The organism is Mesorhizobium sp. C372A (assembly GCF_030323245.1).
GTDB lineage: Bacteria > Pseudomonadota > Alphaproteobacteria > Rhizobiales > Rhizobiaceae > Mesorhizobium.
In genome coordinates this window covers 6,511,191-6,527,821 of sequence record NZ_CP100475.1, presented here as the reverse complement: position 1 = coordinate 6,527,821, position 16,631 = coordinate 6,511,191, and the positions used below count along the sequence as shown (strand labels likewise).

Sequence of the window (16,631 nt, the reverse complement as noted above, 5' to 3'; positions counted from 1 at the left end):
CGGCAAAAAATCCACCCGAATGCGTCATCGAAATCCTGGGAAGGATCAGGCGGCCAACAGCCATCAGCCGCCTATAGAAGCAACTCAGGCCCGCGGCATGCGTGCTTCTGCCTCAGAGACCTCGTTGGTGTTTTGCACAGCCGCGATCCGCCATCCGGCAGGTGATTTGACGGTGACCAGCGAAAGAATTCCTTGACGCGGCGCCCCGATCGCCCCGGACGGATCCAGATGCCCAGTCATCCGCCACCGGACGTGGACCAGGGCAACCTCGGCACCGAGGAATCTAAGCGAGGCGATGTCCCACACGAGAACACTGTTTTTAAGGAAGGTCGCATGCGTATGGGCGTGGGCGGCCTGAATAGCATTGCGGCCGCGCCACCACATTCCAACTACGTTGACGAACTCGGCGTCATCGGCAAAGAGCGTTCCGAACGCCTGCATATCGTGGCGGTTCCAGGCAGTATCGAAACCTTTCACCAACTGGGTAACGGCGACCCGATCGGCGTCAATTGTGGAGGGATCTAGATTTGTAAACATGAGTTTGTTCCTTGGAATGAGCGGGCGCGCTCTCATAGACGCTGGTCGCCTCGTGGATTGGGTTGACGATCGGCAGATAGGATCGTTCACGCAGTGCGGTCGGCAAAGATTGCAGCAATGAGCATGACTTCACCCGCAAAGCTCGCACAAAGCCGAACAAGATGGAGCGTCCACCATTTGTCCCGAATGTTGGCCCAATTGTTGGGAAGCGAGGCCGCTGACCAGTGCATCATCTGCGCGTTGATTGGTTGATTTCCGAATCGCGTGACAAGGCCCGCGATTGCGATGGCGGCAAGCGCGGTCAGATAAAGGCCCAATACAGGCGGCCGGTTCCGGCTGAGAGCCGCAAGAGCTGCCGTCGCCAGCAAACATGCCAGTCCAAGGGCCGGCAGCAGAAGATTTAAGCCACGGATGGCGCCTTGTTGCATCTCGACGAAGGTAGACGCACTGAGAAGGGCAGGATTGTAACCGCGCCAAACGCCGAACACAGCCCCCATCACTAAGGAGATCAGAAGGATTGCGGTAAGTTGCAGGCCGGAAGTCATGAGGTCGGAAGACATTGTAAGCTCCTGATTAATGCGCGGCTTGCGCCGCGCGCCGTATTGATGCACTGTAACTGCATTCAATACACCTGTGGTGCATCTAAATGAATGCTGATGTCAAGCCTCGCCGTAAATACGAGTCCGCTTCACGCCATCGCCAGGCTGAGCAAACCCGTTCGGCGGTCCTCGATGCGGCGTGGAAGTTGTTTGGGCAGAATGGCTGGGAACGAACCACCATCGCGGCAATTGCCCGTGAAGCAGCTGTCTCGAAGGAGACCATTTATGCGGTGTGGGGCGCAAAGACCGCCATCCTCGCCGACCTTGCCAAGCGAGCGGTACGAGGCGCGGCTCCCGAAACTCCACTGCTGGACCAGGATGCGCCAAGGGCGGCAATCGAAGGAGCAACGGCTGCGGAAAAGATCGAGCGGTTCGCAGCGACTGTCACCGAGATCCTGGGTCGCATCGCACCGATAGTGGACGTGGCACGAGCCGCTGCCCAAATAGACGGGGACTCGGCCGTGCTATACAGGTCACTCCACGAAGGCCGGCGCCGCAATCTTAACGTGTTCGCGGCTTCGCTCGCCCCCGATCTGCGAGCCGGCCTATCGGTGTCCGACGCCAACGAAGAGCTTTGGCGTCTCGCAAGCCCCGAGCTCTACCTGCTCCTCATCAAAATCGGCGGGATGACAGCGGATGCCTATGCGGAATGGCTGGCTCAGAGCATCAAGGCACTGGTCCTAGGCCCACATTAGTGCGATCGATGAACGCTTCATAATGGCGCTTCCTGCCTCTGGTGCTGCACCTGTCGCGGTCTTCACATCAGCGAGTTCGGCTACGTTTAGGCGACCTTTCCGCTTCGAGGCCGTCGTGCTCGTGGTGCTGCCCCAGCGCTTTGGCCGGAAGAGCGGCGCTCGAGACATCAACCGCCGCGCTAGTGGATTGACGCTGCTGATTTCGCCTCCTCTCAGAAGGGGAGTGCGGACTCCTGCCGTTGTTAGTGGTGAACGGTGTCGTACTCCCCCAGATCAAGATCGATCTGCCGGCATCTGGGTTCAGGCTCGCGTGGCCGCCTTGACTCCGCAGATTACTTTACCAACTATAGGGCTATGTGCGCCGCTGCCAAAATCCGTCGGGATTTCCTTTTCCGGGTTTGCCCCATAGCGGGATCGTAACCCTCGGCTCGGCTGCCATGCGCGCCCCGAGCCGAGGGGTGAACATGTAAAATCGACATGTGACATTGGCGCAGGGCCGCATCGGCCCTGCAACATCGGCGCGTTCAGGATAGATTTCCGTCGCACTGACAATCGTTGGCGATCCCTTGGCAGGTCCGACGCCAGGCAGAAACATGAGTATTCAAATGCAAGTCACCAAGAAAATCCGGCGCAAGCCGAACATCCGAATCACGCAGTCGGATCACGCACGTTTGTCGGCCCTCGCGAACACCGTTGCCGCACGAACCCCAGAGGCGTCGGATGAGTTGCTCGCCGAACTCGAGCGGGCTCGCATCGTGGCCGATGGCTGGGTCTCCGCCGGCGCGGTCCGGATGGGCTCGACTGTAACGTTCAAGCCCGACACCAGCGATCCGAAAACGGTGACGCTGGTTTTCCCTGGCGATGCGGACATCTCCGAAGGCAAGGTTTCGATACTCACGCCGATCGGCACGGCTCTGATCGGCCTTTCGGCTGGGCAGTCCATCATGTGGACCGCCCGGGACGGGCGTCGGCACGAATTGCTGGTGCTTGAGGTGGGCCAGCCCCCTCCGTCGATGTAGCCGATCGGCGCGCGCCTGCGCCTTCGACCATTGCGGCGGGCTAGACATGGGCGTTTCGATCCGTCTGCTCACTTACGCTGGCAGCCCGGTCGCGGGAGTGTAACCCTGTGCCGGGTGTCCTTGCCCGGCGCAGGGTAGGTTTCCCGCCCGCTCAACTGCTTGACGCCGGATTGTTTCAGAGGCCGGCTGGAAACGTGCCGTGCCCACTTTCGATCGTTGCCAATTGACCACTAAGGACTGCACCATTCTTGAGGTCTTTGCAGGAGCGCCACCACGCCCGCAGTGACGCATTCTCGGATTTACCTGACCGAAAGATTACGAGCGCGGTTGTGACGTTTCGGGAAGACATCCCCGAACGTGGTGACCCTCAGCACCCGCGTCGCCTCTCGGGTAAATGACGGCCCTGCTGAAACCCGTATCGTGGCACATGACGAGATGCGCGGTCTTGTTGGCATGCTTTTCTCGAAGCGCCGCGACAGCAAACACCGCAGCGGTCCGTCGACCAACTGGCTGAAGGCAAAGTGCTATGCGATCGACGAGTTCGATCTGCTCGGCGTCGAGCGTAAAGCGGGCAAGCCGGCCTTCGCTCTGATAGCTGAGCGCGGCACCGGGCGTTATGTAGGAAGCGCATTCGTCACCTTGAACCGGGAAATGCGCGAGAGGCTTCCAGGAGCACTCAGGCACGGCGCCCAAGGGCATCATGAAGCGGCCGGCCACGCAATGGGTAAAGCCGGGCCTCATCTGGACGCGTGAAGCACCTGCGCGGCGAGGATGACCTGCGTCATGCCTCACTGTAGGATTTCCGCGAGGAAGATTGAACGCTATATCGGAGCCATGCCAGCAGCAGATCGCCTTACCGTCCGCTTCGCCTATCAACGCGGCTTTCAGGTCCTCGACGGCAGCGCGATCCTCCAGACGTTCGAGAAGCAGGACGAGGCGTTCAAGTTCGTGCTCGGCCGGGGTGCTCGCGTTTGGCTGGCACGGTCGCGGACCGTCATAGGCCGCATCACTGACGTTGCCTGCTCCCCCTGAGGGCGTTAGTAGCCCGCAACCGGAACATCACATGTGCTGGTGCATTGCTAGTGAACGCCAATTCGACTGGGGCGCAAAATGCATCGCGCGATCACAAATGCATGGGCAATGGTGCGAGAAGCCGTCGTTGGGTTCGTCAACGACAATGCTCTCAGCCATGGCGCGGCGATCGCTTTTTATGCCACAACATCGTTGGCGCCAATTCTGCTCATCGTGGTTGCAATTGCGGGTCTCGCATTCGGTCACGAGGCAGCCCAAGCGGCATTGTCCGCCCAAATCACAGGGATGATGGGTACAGAAAGCGCAAATATCCTGCAAACCGCACTGAAGAGCGCATCCGAAAAGCCATCCGGCGGCACCTGGGCGGCGGTGATTGGCATCATCACCTTGCTTGTGAGCGCTTCCGGGGTCTTCGGCGAAATACAGCAGTCTTTGAACATAATATGGAAGGTCGAAGCGCAGGGCAGTTCGTTGTCGCGCCTGGTGCGCGCACGTGCGGTAAGTCTGGGACTGGTCACCGCACTTGGCTTCATGTTGCTCGTCTCTCTAGTCGCGAGCACGGCGATTTCGGCCCTAGGCAACCTCATCAACGCACAGTTGCCGTTCGGGACACTTGTCCTGGCCGTTATCAACGCGGTCGTTTCTTTTGTCCTCCTCGCAGCTATTTTCGCCGCTATCTTCAAGATATTGCCTGATCGAACCCTGGAATGGCGGGATGTCTGGATTGGCGCTGTTGTAACCGCTGCCCTGTTCACGCTCGGGAAATCGCTTATCGGTTGGTATATAGGCTCCAGCGCGGTCGCGGCCTCATATGGGGCCGCCGGTGGGCTGCTCGTCATCCTGCTGTGGGCCTACTACTCGGCGGAAATTTTTCTTTTTGGTGCGGAAATCACTCGCGCCTATTCCATTCGACACGGCAGCAGGTCCGATCTGGATGCTGTGCTTCACAGCGCTTGACTTGCAACACACGCCACTAATGACCGAATCGACTAGTTTAGGCGCGCGGCGCACCGGCTGGCTGCCTTTGCGACGCTACCCGCATCATCACCCACGTCGGCGCCGACCGCATCACCGAGCAGGGCACGCGAGCTGGATACGGTCGACGCCATATGATGAGTGCACGGGTCGCTGGTGGGTCAAACCATCGCCGTCACAGTTTGAGTTGGTTGGGAAGACGCGGTTCAGCGGCGACGCGGACGGCGCTTGCGTATCGGCTTTGATCTCGCGCGCCTGCCGTCCGGCGCCTTCTTGGCGGCAGCGGAGCGGTACAGGTTCATGAGGTCAATCAGGAGCCGAACAATGGCAATTGCAGTTGCAGCATCGAGCCAGCCCGCAATGCTGTTGAGCATCGGGATTGTTCTCCAAGCTTACGACGTGAAAGCGGTCGGCAGTGCAACTCTTCGCCTAGGCAGGGACTGCCACCTAATCGTTGTGGCACTCAGTTGCCAGCCACCACGACATGAAAAAGGCCTCCGAAGGAGGCCTTTGGATGGTGTGAGCGAGAATCTCCACCTAACAAATTATCCCACATTTTGTGCATGCAGCGCAAGCCGTTCGCTTGACCAAGGCGCGCTTGGCGCCTTGATGCTGCTTGGCAGCGTGACCGTCACCCCGGCTCTTCGGCCGCAGCCGATGGTCGCTGTCGACACTTTCAGCAGCCGCAATGCGATGTCATTGTTGGCGCCGAAAACCACCGCTTCACGCCGCCTCCGCGAAATGGATACTTGCAAGCACCAAGCGCAAGCTCATGAGGCAGAGGGTGTCGGAGCGGGGTCTCATAGTGTGAAACGCCGAACGGATCCCGGGTCCCTGGAAGGGCGGCAGCAAAGGTTAGAGATCCGCACTTCCAGGGAGGCTGGATCAATAGTCGTTGTTGTAGTAGCGATCATCGCAAGGCGCCGTGTAGATCCGGCCGCGGCGGTCCTGGTAGCGGCAAAGCTGTTCGCCGCGGCGCTGCGGCGTGGTCGACTGGCCGATGACGGCGCCGAGCAAGGCGCCGCCGGCGGCACCCACGACCGTGCTTTCGGTGTTGCCGCCCAGTGCCTGGCCGGCGAGGGCGCCGACACCGCCGCCGATGAGCGCGCCGTTGGTTGCCCTCTGCTGCTGTTCGGTCTGGGTCGCGCAGCCTGCCAGGGCGGCACTCATGAGCACGGCGGCAATGGTTTGTCTGATGATCATCTTGGAACTCCTTTGGAGCCCCAAACGCGGATCGGGGCGAATGGTTGCCAGTTGCTGGCGCATTGCGGCCAAACGGCGGCACGCCCGCTCACGAAATGAGACGTGGTTTCTCGGGCCTTGAAGACAATGGTTGCCAAACCGGAAACGGCTTGCGCGGACAGGTCGGTAGCGCCTCGGTTTGAATCCGTTGAGGAGCAGCTAGGCTGGCTCGTCGCGCATCGCCTCTTTCGCGGCGGCGGTCAGGAATCCGGACCGGCTATAGCCATGGCGTTCCGCAGATCGATCTATCTGGTCGAGGACATCTTCGGGAATGGTGACGTTGACGCGCACCACCTTTGTGGTCTCGGCTTTGAGCGCTACCAGGACGGCGACCCGGCTAAGATTGTCATTGTTCGACATGACATCTTCCAGGGATGATGGCTCGGGAACGGCTTCGCCATCCTCGACAAGGCCTTCGAGATGGAAGGCCAGGGCCTCTTCGGCCAGGGCGCGGGCGTCGTCCAGGCTGGTGCCGGCGGTGAACACGCCCGGAAAGTCGGGAAAGGATACGCCGAAGTCGCTGTCCGCTTGCTTTTGGATCAGTCCGATATAGTGGCGCACGGGTCGGTTCCCCCAAGGAGCGGCTTCGAGGCTCGATCAGACTATCGAGCCATTCGACACAAACTGTCGAGGTATTCCTAATGGGACCGTAGGAAGCTGCCTAGTAGGTTTGGCATGCCCCAGGCAGACATTGCCTGGGCAACGGTCGAGAGTGTGGGGAAAGTGCCAAAGTTAGATGGCGGGAACCAGACTGTGCCTAGAGTTCGCGCCGCGCAGTACGTGCGGATGTCGACGGAACACCAGACCTACTCGATCGACAACCAATCGGATGCCATTCGCGACTATGCCGATATCATGGCTTACGACATTGTCGCCACTTACGAGGACCTCGGTCGCAGCGGTTTAAACCTTGGAGGGCGTCCCGGTCTTCAGAAGCTGTTGGCCGATGTCGAAAGTGGGCGAGCCGATTTTGAGACGGTTGTGGTCTATGATGTAAGCCGTTGGGGGCGTTTTCAGAACATTGATGAAAGCGCAGCCTACGAATACCGATGCCAGATGGCCGGCGTGCGTATCGAATTTTGCGCCGAGCAATTCGCAAATGACGGCAGCATCGGGTCAGACGTCCTCAAAGCAATCAAACGGAGCATGGCTGCCGAGCAGAGCAGAATGCTCTCGCAAAAAGTCTTCATCGGCCAGGCGAGGTTGATCCGGCTGGGCTTCCGGCAGGGTGGGAAGGCCGGCTTTGGCCTGCGGCGCCTGCTTGTCGATCAACACGGCCGCTCAAAAGGCATCCTTTCATCCCGCGAATACAAGAGCCAGCAGACGGATCGAATAGTTCTGGTGCTCGGCCCGCCTGACGAGATTGCGACCGTGAAGTGGATCTTCAGTCACTTTGTCAGAACACGCAAGACAGAGCTGGAGATGGCAAGACTGCTCAACAAGCGCGGCGAACTCAGCGATTTGGGGCGACCATGGACGCGGGAATCCGTGCACTCGGTGCTGACCAACGAAAACTACATTGGCAACAGCGTCTGGAACAAGCATTCGGCCCGGCTGAGAAGCCATCAAGTCCGCAATCCCCCGGAACAGTGGGTGCGGGTGGAAAACGTCCTGGAGCCGATCGTGGAACGCAAATTGTTCGACCGCGCGCAGATCGTCCTCAAGACCATCTATCGCCACATGACCAACGACGAGATGCTGGCCGCCCTTAGGGCACTTCTGGCTCGCCGTGGCGCCTTGTCGTTGGCCATGATCGACGCGGATCCCAGGTGCCCGCCGGCCCAACGCTACCAGTGGCGTTTTGGAACCATTGTCAAAGCCTATGAATTGATCGGATACGAGCCATCCAAAAACTACCGCTTCATTGGCGTGAACCGGCGCCTGGAATCAATGAGGCTGCAGGTTATCCGGGATCTTGTGGGCGCGATTAATAGGCAGGGCGGGGTTGCTGCCCATGACATGGCGATGGACCTCCTGCGGATAAACGAGGAGATCACGGTGGCGATTACAATGGGACGATGCAGGGTTTCCGGCTTCGGCTATCCACGCTGGTTTTCGAAGGCCGATAAACGGCCGCTACCCGACATTTTCGTCCTGATCCGTATGAATCCCGGCGACCTGACCATTCGGGACTATTTGATTGCGCCTGCCCATGAGATCGCGGGCAAATCGGAACTGCATGCCATCAATGGGATACCGCTGGACAGCTATATTTTTCCCACGCTCGACCCCATTATCAGGCTGGCAGAGCGAGAGCCTGTCGGGGGGGTGGCTTGGTAGTCAAGCGCTTAGCCAAGGACGCCGCCTACCGTGCGTTGGAAAACGGTGGCGACAGACATGCGAGCAATATTGTTGCTGGCGCATTAGGGTCCAAGAAGAGGCTTCGTTCACACGAATTTTTGGCGACCTACGATACGGAATGCAAACGCATGCGCGATTTCGTCACGCAAGCGACAAAGTCTGAACAGAGCCTGGACCGGATCGTCGCGGCGCTCCACCTGATGATGCGCGACAAGCATTTTGCGCCACACTGGTGTCCGAGGGCCTCGGGACAATGCCAAGGCTACTGGCACATAGGGTGCGTGGCGCGACCGGCGAGCCGCAAATGTTCTGCCCTGCCGGAAAACCCGCTTCCGAGACAGGCGAGAACCGGAAAGCCGTTAACGGGATTTGCCCTGATGTCCTCGACCTGCTTCGCGACGCGCCGGTGAAAACACAAATCTTCGGGTTGCTCCAGAAGGTGCTGCCAGCCAGGCAATTGGAGATTGCCCGGCTGATGGTGGCGATGGACCGGGTCAGGATCACCTACACGAGACTACTCGTCGCTCTGACACCTCAAGCCCTGCTGGCGGAGGGTTTTAATCTCTCAACCATCACCACACAGGCTGAAGACCAGCGCGGCGCGTTGGTGCTCGATGTCGGCGCGCTAAGCCTTGCGGTTCTCAGCGCCGCGGAACAGCATGGTCAGGTCGGCCTGGAGCTTGTCGCAGCCAAACGCTTTTTCGACCGGATGATGGATAATTCCAAAGTGGTGCGGTATCTCGCCCGGAACTTTCCGGGGCATTTTGAAGAGTTTCACAGCTTCTCGATGCCATGCCTCGAACAGGGGCGCTAGATGGTCGGACGTCAACTCCTATAGAAACCGATCGCCGTCACCGGGATGCAAACAACAGAACCAATGTGACTTCTGTCCAGGCCTCGAAAAGCCAAACCCGCCGAGCTTGCCGCAGCCAGAATGCTCGCAAAGCGATTTTCGATCGGCTCTCGGCCGCGCGGGGCCGCTGTCATGCCTTCGGCAAGCCGTGTTGGTTCGTCGCTCATAACGGGTTGATCGGCCCGACCAGGCCGGGATGGTCGTTGGGCAACTTGTTGACGGCGCTCGTATTCACCTCACGCCCAACGCGATTGAACTGCAACTGCCCGTCGATGTCGTGGCTGAGAATGTCCTTAAGGCTGTCCTTGGGCGTCGCCGGGTCCAGCCAGGCGTCATAGTATGCCTGGTCGAGAATGAGAGGCTGTCGATCATGCAGCTGCTTCATCGGTTCTGCGGCAGGCTCTGTGACGATGGTGCAGCTGGTTATGTCGAGGTTGGAATTGTAAGACCAAAGGCCGGCGAACGAGAAGGGCGCGTGGCCTGGCTGGTAGATGTGCCAAGGGTCTTTCTTTCCGTCAGCGGGTGAAACGGTCCATTCATAAAAACCATCGGCAGGGATCAGGCAGCGCTTTGACTTGAAGGCATCGCGGAAGGCGGGCGCCGTATCGATGCCCTCGATCCTCGCATTGAACATCGCCGCCTTGGGCATTTCCTTCGCCCAGAAAGGGACGAGCCACCAACGCCCTTCCCGGAGTCTGTGGCTGCCGTCTTCGCCAGCGGTGACGAATGGAACATCCTGTGTGGGCGCAATGTTGTAGCGCGGCTCGTCGTTGCGGCCGGTTTCCGCCGGCGCAGTCAGGCGGTAGAGCCGGTGGATTTCCGACCACGACAGATATTTGGTGTAGCGTCCGCAGATGGCTCTGCCCCAGTTGCGCAGGAGTTCAGGCACGCTGAGCGGGCCAAGGTCGGAATTCTCCTATATTCGTGGCTGCGCGCCAGACGCCGCGTATCTTGGCGGCGGTGACCGATTGATTGCCTTCGCCAGTACCCTTGCGGAAGGCTCTGGGCGACCGCAGAGTTCCCCTTGGTGTGCGCTGTGGAGCCAAAAAGGGCAAAGTCGACAACGATCATGCAATGTCCCCTCTCACTGCGGACTTAGCAAAGGCTCTCGCAAGGAATGCCGTCCTTGTCGCGGTCGAGCTTGCCGCCCCAAGAGCAGTTGGCCAAATACCAGTTCGCCTCGTTGCATGAGCTGATCTGGGGACAGGTTCGCCGTGGCTGACAAGAATAGCTCTGCGCCACCTGCCCATTACGCATGATGCCGAGTGGTTGTTTTGCTGACGGCCTGGTGGTGCCGTTCGCATGCTCTGCGCGCCAATCCCATGGCGCCTGAAACGCTCCAGCCCACAGACCGACCTTCGCCGCCTGGGCCTTCGCCTGCTGTCTTGCGTAGGCTCCGTGGCTGTAGCGCGGCCAATCTAGTGCCAAGCCCCGCTCGAAGCCAGCTCTGGACGTTGCGACCGTCGGCGCGATCGCAATCCCCAACAAGCCTGCCGTACCGGTCTAGGTTAACAAAGCTGCAATGCAACGGACGCGATGCAGCTAGGAACTCGTCCAAGGCTTGGGCAGCATGGCGCCCGCAGGCGTATTCGAAGCCCTTAGCGTCTTCGCAATATTGCTTACTCTCGGGCGCATCGATGCCGTTGAAGCGGATGCGCTGTCCGTGGATCTCGATCGTGTCGCCGTCGATCAGAGACGCGACACCGGTGATCGGCGCCGGCTTCGAGCCGAACCAATTCGATGCTCTCTGGCAAACTTTCGCTGTGCTGGATGGCGGTTTGCGCGACCAGAGCGCCAGCCGCTACCGCAGTCACCAAAATCAGGCGCCGCGGCACATTCGCCCATCGGTGCGCACGGCTATGCTTGGCACCGGTTCGCTTTCGCCAGCGATCAGATCGATTGTCGTATCGGTATTTGTCCACGCCCTCATCCCCGCAGAGAGGATGCGACTGTTTCAACGAAGAGTCCAGAAGACGAGGCGCGCGGAATGCTAGCCCGGAAGCCGATGCGTGCCGACACCCTCGACTTCGGTCTCGGTTAAGGGGGTTCGATGACCTGTTGGGGTGCATTCGGCTGTCGGGCCTGACCGGCGCGCTCCCGAAGGTGCGTTCAAGCGGGAAAACCGGCCTTTCTGAAGCCTGACGTGAAAAGCTCGAGGTCGACTTGGTGAGCGAACGGGAGACGTGAAATCAGCCGGATAGTCAGGTCGTGTTTCCTCATCAGTGCTTCCTGAACTTCAGCACGCGCCTTCTGCGTCTCGCCCAAATGAGCGTACGCCGCTGCGAGAAAGGCATGAATGAAGAATTGGTCGCCGGCCTTCTGATACGAACCGACGGCCTCCGAGTACCTTCTTAGCAGGAAGAGGGAGCTGCCCTTCACCTCCCAGAACCATATTGGAGGTAACGGGTCGCGCAGCAGCGCAGATTCAAGCACGTTCAGCGCGCTCTCGGCCCGGCCGCCGTAGTTGAGCCAGCTTGCGTAGTCCCCCGCTATGTTCACGTCCAACGGGTTTAATGTGCGCGCTTGCTCGAAATGCACTCCCGCGTCGCTGTGCTGGCGCATGTGCGTAAGCACCAGGCCCATGCTCTGGTGACAGACGCCATCGCTCCTGTCGAGAGCGAGCGCCGTTCGTGCCGAGTCCCAGGCGTTCTGTAGCGTCCGCGGATCGTTGTCGTACCAAAATCTGCCGACGAGCGCCTGCGCGAGGAAGGCGTGGCCTTGAGCGAACGTCGCATCGAGCTCGACACACCGGACGAATAGGGGCTCGGCCATGTCCAGTTCATACCGGTAGAACTGTGCGCGCCCCTGCAGGTAGCAGTCGTATGCATCCCAATCGGCCGGAGGCTTGCGTCTGGTCCTGCTCGTCGAATCGGCCTCCGCTTGGCCTTCGACCATCGAGGCGACGAGAGCCGCAACCTCGTCTTGCAATGCGAAGATGTCGTCGAGGGCCCTGTCGTACCGTTGGGCCCACAGGTGGGTACCGGTGGTAGCGTCAATCAACTGTGTGGTGATCCGAATGCGATCACCGAGCTTTCGTATGCTGCCTTCGACGAGGTAGCGAACTCCGAGTTTGCGATGGACTTCGGCAATGTCCAATGCCGGATAGCGAAACTGAAAAGATGAATTCCGCGCGATGACAAGGAGGGAGCGGAACCTGGCCAGCTCCGTAATTATGTCCTCGGTTATGCCATCGCTGAGATACTGCTGGTCCTGATCGCCGCTCAAATTGGCAAAAGGCAGGACCGCAATCGACGGCTTGCCGGACCCTGGTATCGGTCTGTGGGATGCGCTCGCCACCGGCTCGACAGTCCCGGTGAAGCGGTAGCCGACGCGAGGCACCGTGGCGATCCACTCGCCGCCGTTGTCAGCCGGACCGAGTGCCTTTCTCAGTGTCGCTATTTGGACCGTAAGGTTGCCTTCCTCAACGGCGGTTCCCGGCCAGGCAGCGTCCATCAGTTCGGCCTTGGTCAGGATCTCGCCGGGCCGGGCCGTAAGCGCAGCAAGCAGCGTCAGCCCACGATGCCCAACAACGATCGGGATCTGCTCTTTCAGGAGCGTCCCGATGTCGGGATCGAGTACGAACGGACCAAAAGCGATGCGTGTCCCCTGCATCTGGGCATATTAGACGTTCCGGCGGTTTTCGGAACAGTGTCGGCACCGCTTTAATCCCCGGGCCGCTTTCGAGGCCTATGCCGCCAGCCTTGCTCCGGTCAGTTCTGCGTTCGCCATCTCTGATCAGCGGCGCAGGCCAATACGAACGCGCCTGTCCATCGATCAGAAGATAGCGATCGAGCGCTGGCCGCTGCGCGCGAATGTCCGGAGTGGCTGTCCCGACTGCGGCTAAAGCATTGACATTGTGGGGACGCGGTTTCCTGTATCCGTTCTCAAGATCGCTGATCACGATTTCGCTAAGATTGGCCTTGGCGGCAAGTCGCACACGCGACCAGTTCAGTAGGGCTCGTGCTGCTTTAGATTGATCTGCGGAGGGTACGGTTCGGCTTGTCCATAGACAGTCGAACATTCAGTATCGCTAAAATGTTCCTCTTGACCTTCTGCGATTTCTCTAACGGCGTGAGGCCGGCCTCTCGGATAACGCGGCGGGGTTTTCCAATAATTTTGCGGAACGCTGATCTGCACGCCGCAACGTCTTCTTTTTCGGCTTGGTCTTCTCACCAGATCTGGCCTTTTCGTGGAGATCAACGCGGCTGGAAGCCGACACGTTCCCGAAAATCGCTTGTTCAAGGCCGAGCCGAACGGTCCACGGATGCGGAAAACGCGAAAAGGGCGCGGTTCGTGACGCGCCCTTTATTTGAACAAGCTCAACTGTCGTATCCTACGAGTCTTGCCGACCATACCAGTCGTCGACGTCTCGCCGCACTCGATCCTTCTCAATGCCGTAGCGTTCCTGGATCGTACCTTCGAGCTGATCGCGGTTGCCGGCTATGCGGTCGAGATCATCATCAGTGAGCTTGCCCCATTGCTCTTTGACCTTACCTTTGAATTGCTTCCAATTTCCTTCGACGCGGTTCCAGTCCATGATGGCGATCTCCTTTCGTTGTCCTTTCGAATAACGGTCGTAGTGGCCGTCAGGTTCCGCTGCAGGTAAGCGCGCTTGCTGGTGATTTAGCAATGGAACCTAATGCCAGTCGCCCACTTGTGTGCGCCGGCCCTTTCCGTTTTGGGAACACAGTGGGCCTTTTGCCGTTTGGTGCAATGGAACAGCTTCGCAGCCAGATGCAGGTATTCGCCGATCCGGGCCTGTGGGTCGCCTTGGCGGCAGTGCTGATCCCTTATGGGATTGGTGTCGCACTGCTTCTCTGGGTAGCCGGTTGACGGACCTGCCGGCCGAAAGCTTTTGCGCATGGCAAAACAGCCGGTCGTCACAGGGTGTCTAGGACTTGATGCTTGGGGAAGGCGGTTTCATCATCACGCGCAATTGCATCTGGTCGATTGTTGCGACGATGGCAGCCGCCAGTGCCTCCGCCTCGTCCATGAGCCCGGGCCCATAGAGGCCATTCACCATCTCTTCGCTTGGCAGCACGCCGGGCGGGCAGTGGTCCTCGATTGTGCGCCGGATGAGCGTCCCGGCATTCGGCGGCTTCGATCTTCATAACTCTTCAAACATGCAATTCGTCTAAAATGTTCCGGAACCGATTTCGGGCTCGCGGCTTGAATCGCCGGGTGTGGGTCAGTGCATGCGTTTGAAGTTCATCGAGCCGTTGATGCCGACCTTGGTGGAGAAGCCTCCCGAGGGCGATGGATGGACGCATGAGGTGAAGTTCGACGGCTACCGTTCGCAGATGATCATCGAAGAGGACGGCACGCGGATCTACACCCGACGTGGCCTCGACTGGACAACCAAATACCGCGACATCGTGACGGCAAGCGCGGAGCTCGGCGCCCAGAGCGCCATCGTAGACGGCGAGATCGTCGTCTTGAACGATGCTGGCCTGTCGGACTTCGGCGAACTGCGCAAGGCCATCACACGCCGGCAGCACGACCTCTATTTCGTTGCTTTCGATCTCCTCCACCTCAACGGACACGATCTGCGCGACATGGCCCTGGAGGAACGGCGTGAGATCCTTGAAAGCATGATCCCTGCCGACATCCGCATCCAATTCAGCCAGGCGCTGCCCGGAAACGCTAAAGCCATATTCCACCTGATCGATGAAGCCGGTCTTGAGGGCATGGTATCGAAGCGCCGCGACAGCAAATACCGCAGCGGCCGGTCGACTGCTTGGCTTAAGGTCAAGAGCTACATGGTGGAGGAATTCGACCTGCTCGGCGTCGAGCGTGAGCCGGGCAAGCCAGCCTTCGCGCTGATGGCCGAGCGCGGCACCGGGCGTTATGTCGGCTCGGCCTTCATCACCTTGAACCGCGAAATGCGCCAAAGGCTCTGGACGCGCGTCCAGGAGCACGCTGGGCCGGCGCCGAAAGGAATGAAGCGGCCGGCGACGCAATGGGTCAAGCCGGGGCTTGTCGGGCGTGTGAAGCATCTGCGCGGCGAGGAGGATCTGCGGCATGCCTCGCTGCAGGACTTCCGAGAGGAATGAGCAGTAGGCCCAGCGGCTCGGGCGGCGCATGTGAATGCGTGGCTACCGCGAAAGGGGTAGCCTCTCCTTAAGGCCTTCGGGGTTCGTTCCCGGACCGTACAATGGACGTTCTGACGCGGGGGAAGCTCATAAGCGGAACCTAATAAACGTCTGCACGCTAGCCGGCGGCGGCTTCCGGAAAGGAAAGATGGCCGGCGCCGTGGTGGGGTTGATGGGCGTAGCGCCGGCCAATGCGGGGTTGGGGCCCCGCGCAAGTCAAGCTATCCGAGTCGTTTGCGGCGCGAAGCGTGAGAGCCGAGAAGGACTGCTGCTATGGTGAACAGTGGGTTACTATCCACAGACGTTCCCTCGCCGTTGAGCCGGCCCTGTCCCGTTCCACTGGATGAACTCAGCCTTCTTGCCGGTGATCTGCTCAATAGCGCTTGCCAGCGTCATCGAGATCTCCTCCCGTTGCGGCGACCCCTTCAACGGAGATCGCCAGTGCCCCACACCCTCGCCGATGCCTTGGCCGCCTGCGAATCCATCTATGTGAACTGCGGGCACCCATGTGCTGCAAATCGACCAAGCTCGATATCCAGGCGCTGATCGATAGGCTTGGGCCGGATCATGGCGCGATGCATCAGGATCTCGTCGGGCTGTTCGGTTGCTCGGATTGCAAGACCGCAGGCCGCGATCGCCGGCCGGTGTTCTTCACAGTGGTCCCTGACTATGACGGCATCAACGCAAAGCGCAACCGCGAGTGGAAGCCGACGTTCGAACGATAAGGCCGCGGCGCTCCAGATTACTGAGGAAGGCTAACAGCGCATTCTGGGAATTGACCAGCTGCGCGATCCGCTAGTGCCTTGTCTTCCTCCGCCTTGGAGGCGCAAGACCTCGCGAGTTTAACGCCGAAGCCCTTCGCTTCCAGACAGCGAGTAATGTAGCGGTCCCGAAGGCCATCGTTGACATCGTAGGTCGTGCTTGACGCTGGGATATTGACGGCCCCGACACGATTGCACGTCGTCATAGTGCCGTAGGTGTTGCATTGGATCGTTCCTGGGTTGCTATAACCCGGATTGACATCAGTCGCGAGCGATTGCGGAATTTCCTTGAAAGAATCGATCTTGCACTGGTCTTTCGCGGCCTGCGTAGTGTTCAAGTCCACACCAGGTTTGTAAACGATATATGCGGGTGCCGACTGGCAGCCAGTTATAGCCAAAGCTGCCAACAAGTATCGCTTGCGCATTGTGTTTTCCCCCACCCGTCAAGGAACACTTGAACGACAAAAGCTCCGACCGCAAGGCGTGCTCGACGGATTTCCAGTTGAGAATCCAGTGCCATGGGTC

The 16,631-nt window shown here is 59.6% G+C and carries 20 protein-coding genes and 1 pseudogene; 10 read left to right on the top strand and 11 right to left on the bottom strand.

What is annotated here, in order from left to right:
- Nucleotides 1-84: 84 nt before the first annotated feature.
- Nucleotides 85-537 (bottom strand): SgcJ/EcaC family oxidoreductase, encoded by a 453-nt coding sequence (locus NLY42_RS31480; RefSeq protein WP_286488956.1) that lies wholly within the window; start codon nt 535-537, stop codon nt 85-87.
- An 86-nt stretch (nt 538-623) separates the two neighbouring features.
- Nucleotides 624-1,097, bottom strand: a complete 474-nt coding sequence (locus NLY42_RS31475; protein WP_031244451.1) for an anthrone oxygenase family protein — start codon at nt 1,095-1,097, stop codon at nt 624-626.
- Between the two features lie 86 nt (nt 1,098-1,183).
- On the opposite strand from NLY42_RS31475, the gene NLY42_RS31470 reads away from it, so the two are divergent.
- The 5 genes from NLY42_RS31470 (at nt 1,184) to NLY42_RS31450 (ending at nt 4,839) form a co-directional block, all read left to right on the top strand.
- Complete coding sequence (locus NLY42_RS31470) at nt 1,184-1,831, top strand: TetR/AcrR family transcriptional regulator (RefSeq protein ID WP_023753835.1); 648 nt, start codon at nt 1,184-1,186, stop codon at nt 1,829-1,831.
- Nucleotides 1,832-2,436: 605 nt separating this feature from the next.
- Nucleotides 2,437-2,850 (top strand): nucleoside diphosphate kinase regulator, encoded by a 414-nt coding sequence (rnk, locus tag NLY42_RS31465; RefSeq protein ID WP_023753836.1) that lies wholly within the window; start codon nt 2,437-2,439, stop codon nt 2,848-2,850.
- 360 nt (nt 2,851-3,210) lie between these two features.
- Nucleotides 3,211-3,603 carry a DNA ligase-like domain-containing protein gene (locus NLY42_RS31460; RefSeq protein ID WP_286497554.1) on the top strand — a complete coding sequence of 131 codons (393 nt, stop codon included), beginning with the start codon at nt 3,211-3,213 and terminating at the stop codon, nt 3,601-3,603.
- Nucleotides 3,604-3,684: 81 nt separating this feature from the next.
- Nucleotides 3,685-3,882, top strand: a complete 198-nt coding sequence (locus NLY42_RS31455; RefSeq protein ID WP_023753838.1) for a hypothetical protein — start codon at nt 3,685-3,687, stop codon at nt 3,880-3,882.
- Between the two features lie 78 nt (nt 3,883-3,960).
- A complete protein-coding gene (locus NLY42_RS31450; RefSeq protein ID WP_023753839.1) occupies nt 3,961-4,839 on the top strand; it encodes a YihY/virulence factor BrkB family protein in 879 nt (292 codons plus the stop codon).
- 224 nt (nt 4,840-5,063) lie between these two features.
- On the opposite strand, the gene NLY42_RS31445 is transcribed toward NLY42_RS31450, so the two are convergent.
- From NLY42_RS31445 to NLY42_RS31435, 3 genes are all read right to left on the bottom strand, one after another.
- Nucleotides 5,064-5,231, bottom strand: a complete 168-nt coding sequence (locus NLY42_RS31445; RefSeq protein WP_023685744.1) for a hypothetical protein — start codon at nt 5,229-5,231, stop codon at nt 5,064-5,066.
- A gap of 511 nt (nt 5,232-5,742) precedes the next feature.
- Nucleotides 5,743-6,060, bottom strand: coding sequence for a YMGG-like glycine zipper-containing protein (locus tag NLY42_RS31440; RefSeq protein ID WP_023753841.1), 318 nt, complete (start codon nt 6,058-6,060; stop codon nt 5,743-5,745).
- A gap of 198 nt (nt 6,061-6,258) precedes the next feature.
- Nucleotides 6,259-6,660 (bottom strand): type II toxin-antitoxin system HicB family antitoxin, encoded by a 402-nt coding sequence (locus tag NLY42_RS31435; RefSeq protein ID WP_023753842.1) that lies wholly within the window; start codon nt 6,658-6,660, stop codon nt 6,259-6,261.
- A 114-nt stretch (nt 6,661-6,774) separates the two neighbouring features.
- Between NLY42_RS31435 and NLY42_RS31430 the strand changes: the two genes are divergently transcribed.
- Entirely contained in the window at nt 6,775-8,379 is a 1,605-nt protein-coding gene (locus NLY42_RS31430) for a recombinase family protein (RefSeq protein ID WP_023753843.1), read from the top strand.
- Between the two features lie 274 nt (nt 8,380-8,653).
- Complete coding sequence (locus NLY42_RS31425; RefSeq protein ID WP_023753845.1) at nt 8,654-9,214, top strand: plasmid partitioning protein RepB C-terminal domain-containing protein; 561 nt, start codon at nt 8,654-8,656, stop codon at nt 9,212-9,214.
- A 202-nt stretch (nt 9,215-9,416) separates the two neighbouring features.
- On the opposite strand, the gene NLY42_RS31420 is transcribed toward NLY42_RS31425, so the two are convergent.
- A complete protein-coding gene (locus NLY42_RS31420; RefSeq protein ID WP_245263495.1) occupies nt 9,417-10,142 on the bottom strand; it encodes an SOS response-associated peptidase in 726 nt (241 codons plus the stop codon).
- 206 nt (nt 10,143-10,348) lie between these two features.
- Entirely contained in the window at nt 10,349-10,510 is a 162-nt protein-coding gene (locus NLY42_RS31890) for an excalibur calcium-binding domain-containing protein (RefSeq protein ID WP_084779714.1), read from the bottom strand.
- A 380-nt stretch (nt 10,511-10,890) separates the two neighbouring features.
- On the opposite strand from NLY42_RS31890, the gene NLY42_RS31415 reads away from it, so the two are divergent.
- Entirely contained in the window at nt 10,891-11,247 is a 357-nt protein-coding gene (locus NLY42_RS31415; RefSeq protein WP_023756351.1) for a hypothetical protein, read from the top strand.
- 115 nt (nt 11,248-11,362) lie between these two features.
- Here NLY42_RS31415 and NLY42_RS31410 read toward each other — a convergent pair whose 3' ends face one another.
- The 3 genes and pseudogenes from NLY42_RS31410 to NLY42_RS31400 form a co-directional block, all read right to left on the bottom strand.
- Nucleotides 11,363-12,865, bottom strand: a complete 1,503-nt coding sequence (locus tag NLY42_RS31410; protein WP_023753848.1) for a winged helix-turn-helix domain-containing tetratricopeptide repeat protein — start codon at nt 12,863-12,865, stop codon at nt 11,363-11,365.
- 280 nt (nt 12,866-13,145) lie between these two features.
- Nucleotides 13,146-13,274: pseudogene (locus NLY42_RS31405) on the bottom strand (hypothetical protein); the annotation flags it as partial.
- Nucleotides 13,275-13,586: 312 nt separating this feature from the next.
- Nucleotides 13,587-13,790, bottom strand: coding sequence for a CsbD family protein (locus NLY42_RS31400; protein WP_023673385.1), 204 nt, complete (start codon nt 13,788-13,790; stop codon nt 13,587-13,589).
- A 658-nt stretch (nt 13,791-14,448) separates the two neighbouring features.
- Here NLY42_RS31400 and NLY42_RS31395 point away from each other — a divergent pair.
- The gene (locus tag NLY42_RS31395) at nt 14,449-15,306 is read left to right on the top strand and encodes an ATP-dependent DNA ligase (RefSeq protein WP_023753850.1); all 858 of its coding nucleotides are present in this window, start codon (nt 14,449-14,451) and stop codon (nt 15,304-15,306) included.
- Nucleotides 15,307-15,851: 545 nt separating this feature from the next.
- Nucleotides 15,852-16,070 carry a hypothetical protein gene (locus NLY42_RS31390; RefSeq protein WP_023753851.1) on the top strand — a complete coding sequence of 73 codons (219 nt, stop codon included), beginning with the start codon at nt 15,852-15,854 and terminating at the stop codon, nt 16,068-16,070.
- A gap of 17 nt (nt 16,071-16,087) precedes the next feature.
- On the opposite strand, the gene NLY42_RS31385 is transcribed toward NLY42_RS31390, so the two are convergent.
- Complete coding sequence (locus NLY42_RS31385) at nt 16,088-16,531, bottom strand: hypothetical protein (RefSeq protein WP_031244443.1); 444 nt, start codon at nt 16,529-16,531, stop codon at nt 16,088-16,090.
- Nucleotides 16,532-16,631 lie beyond the last annotated feature (100 nt).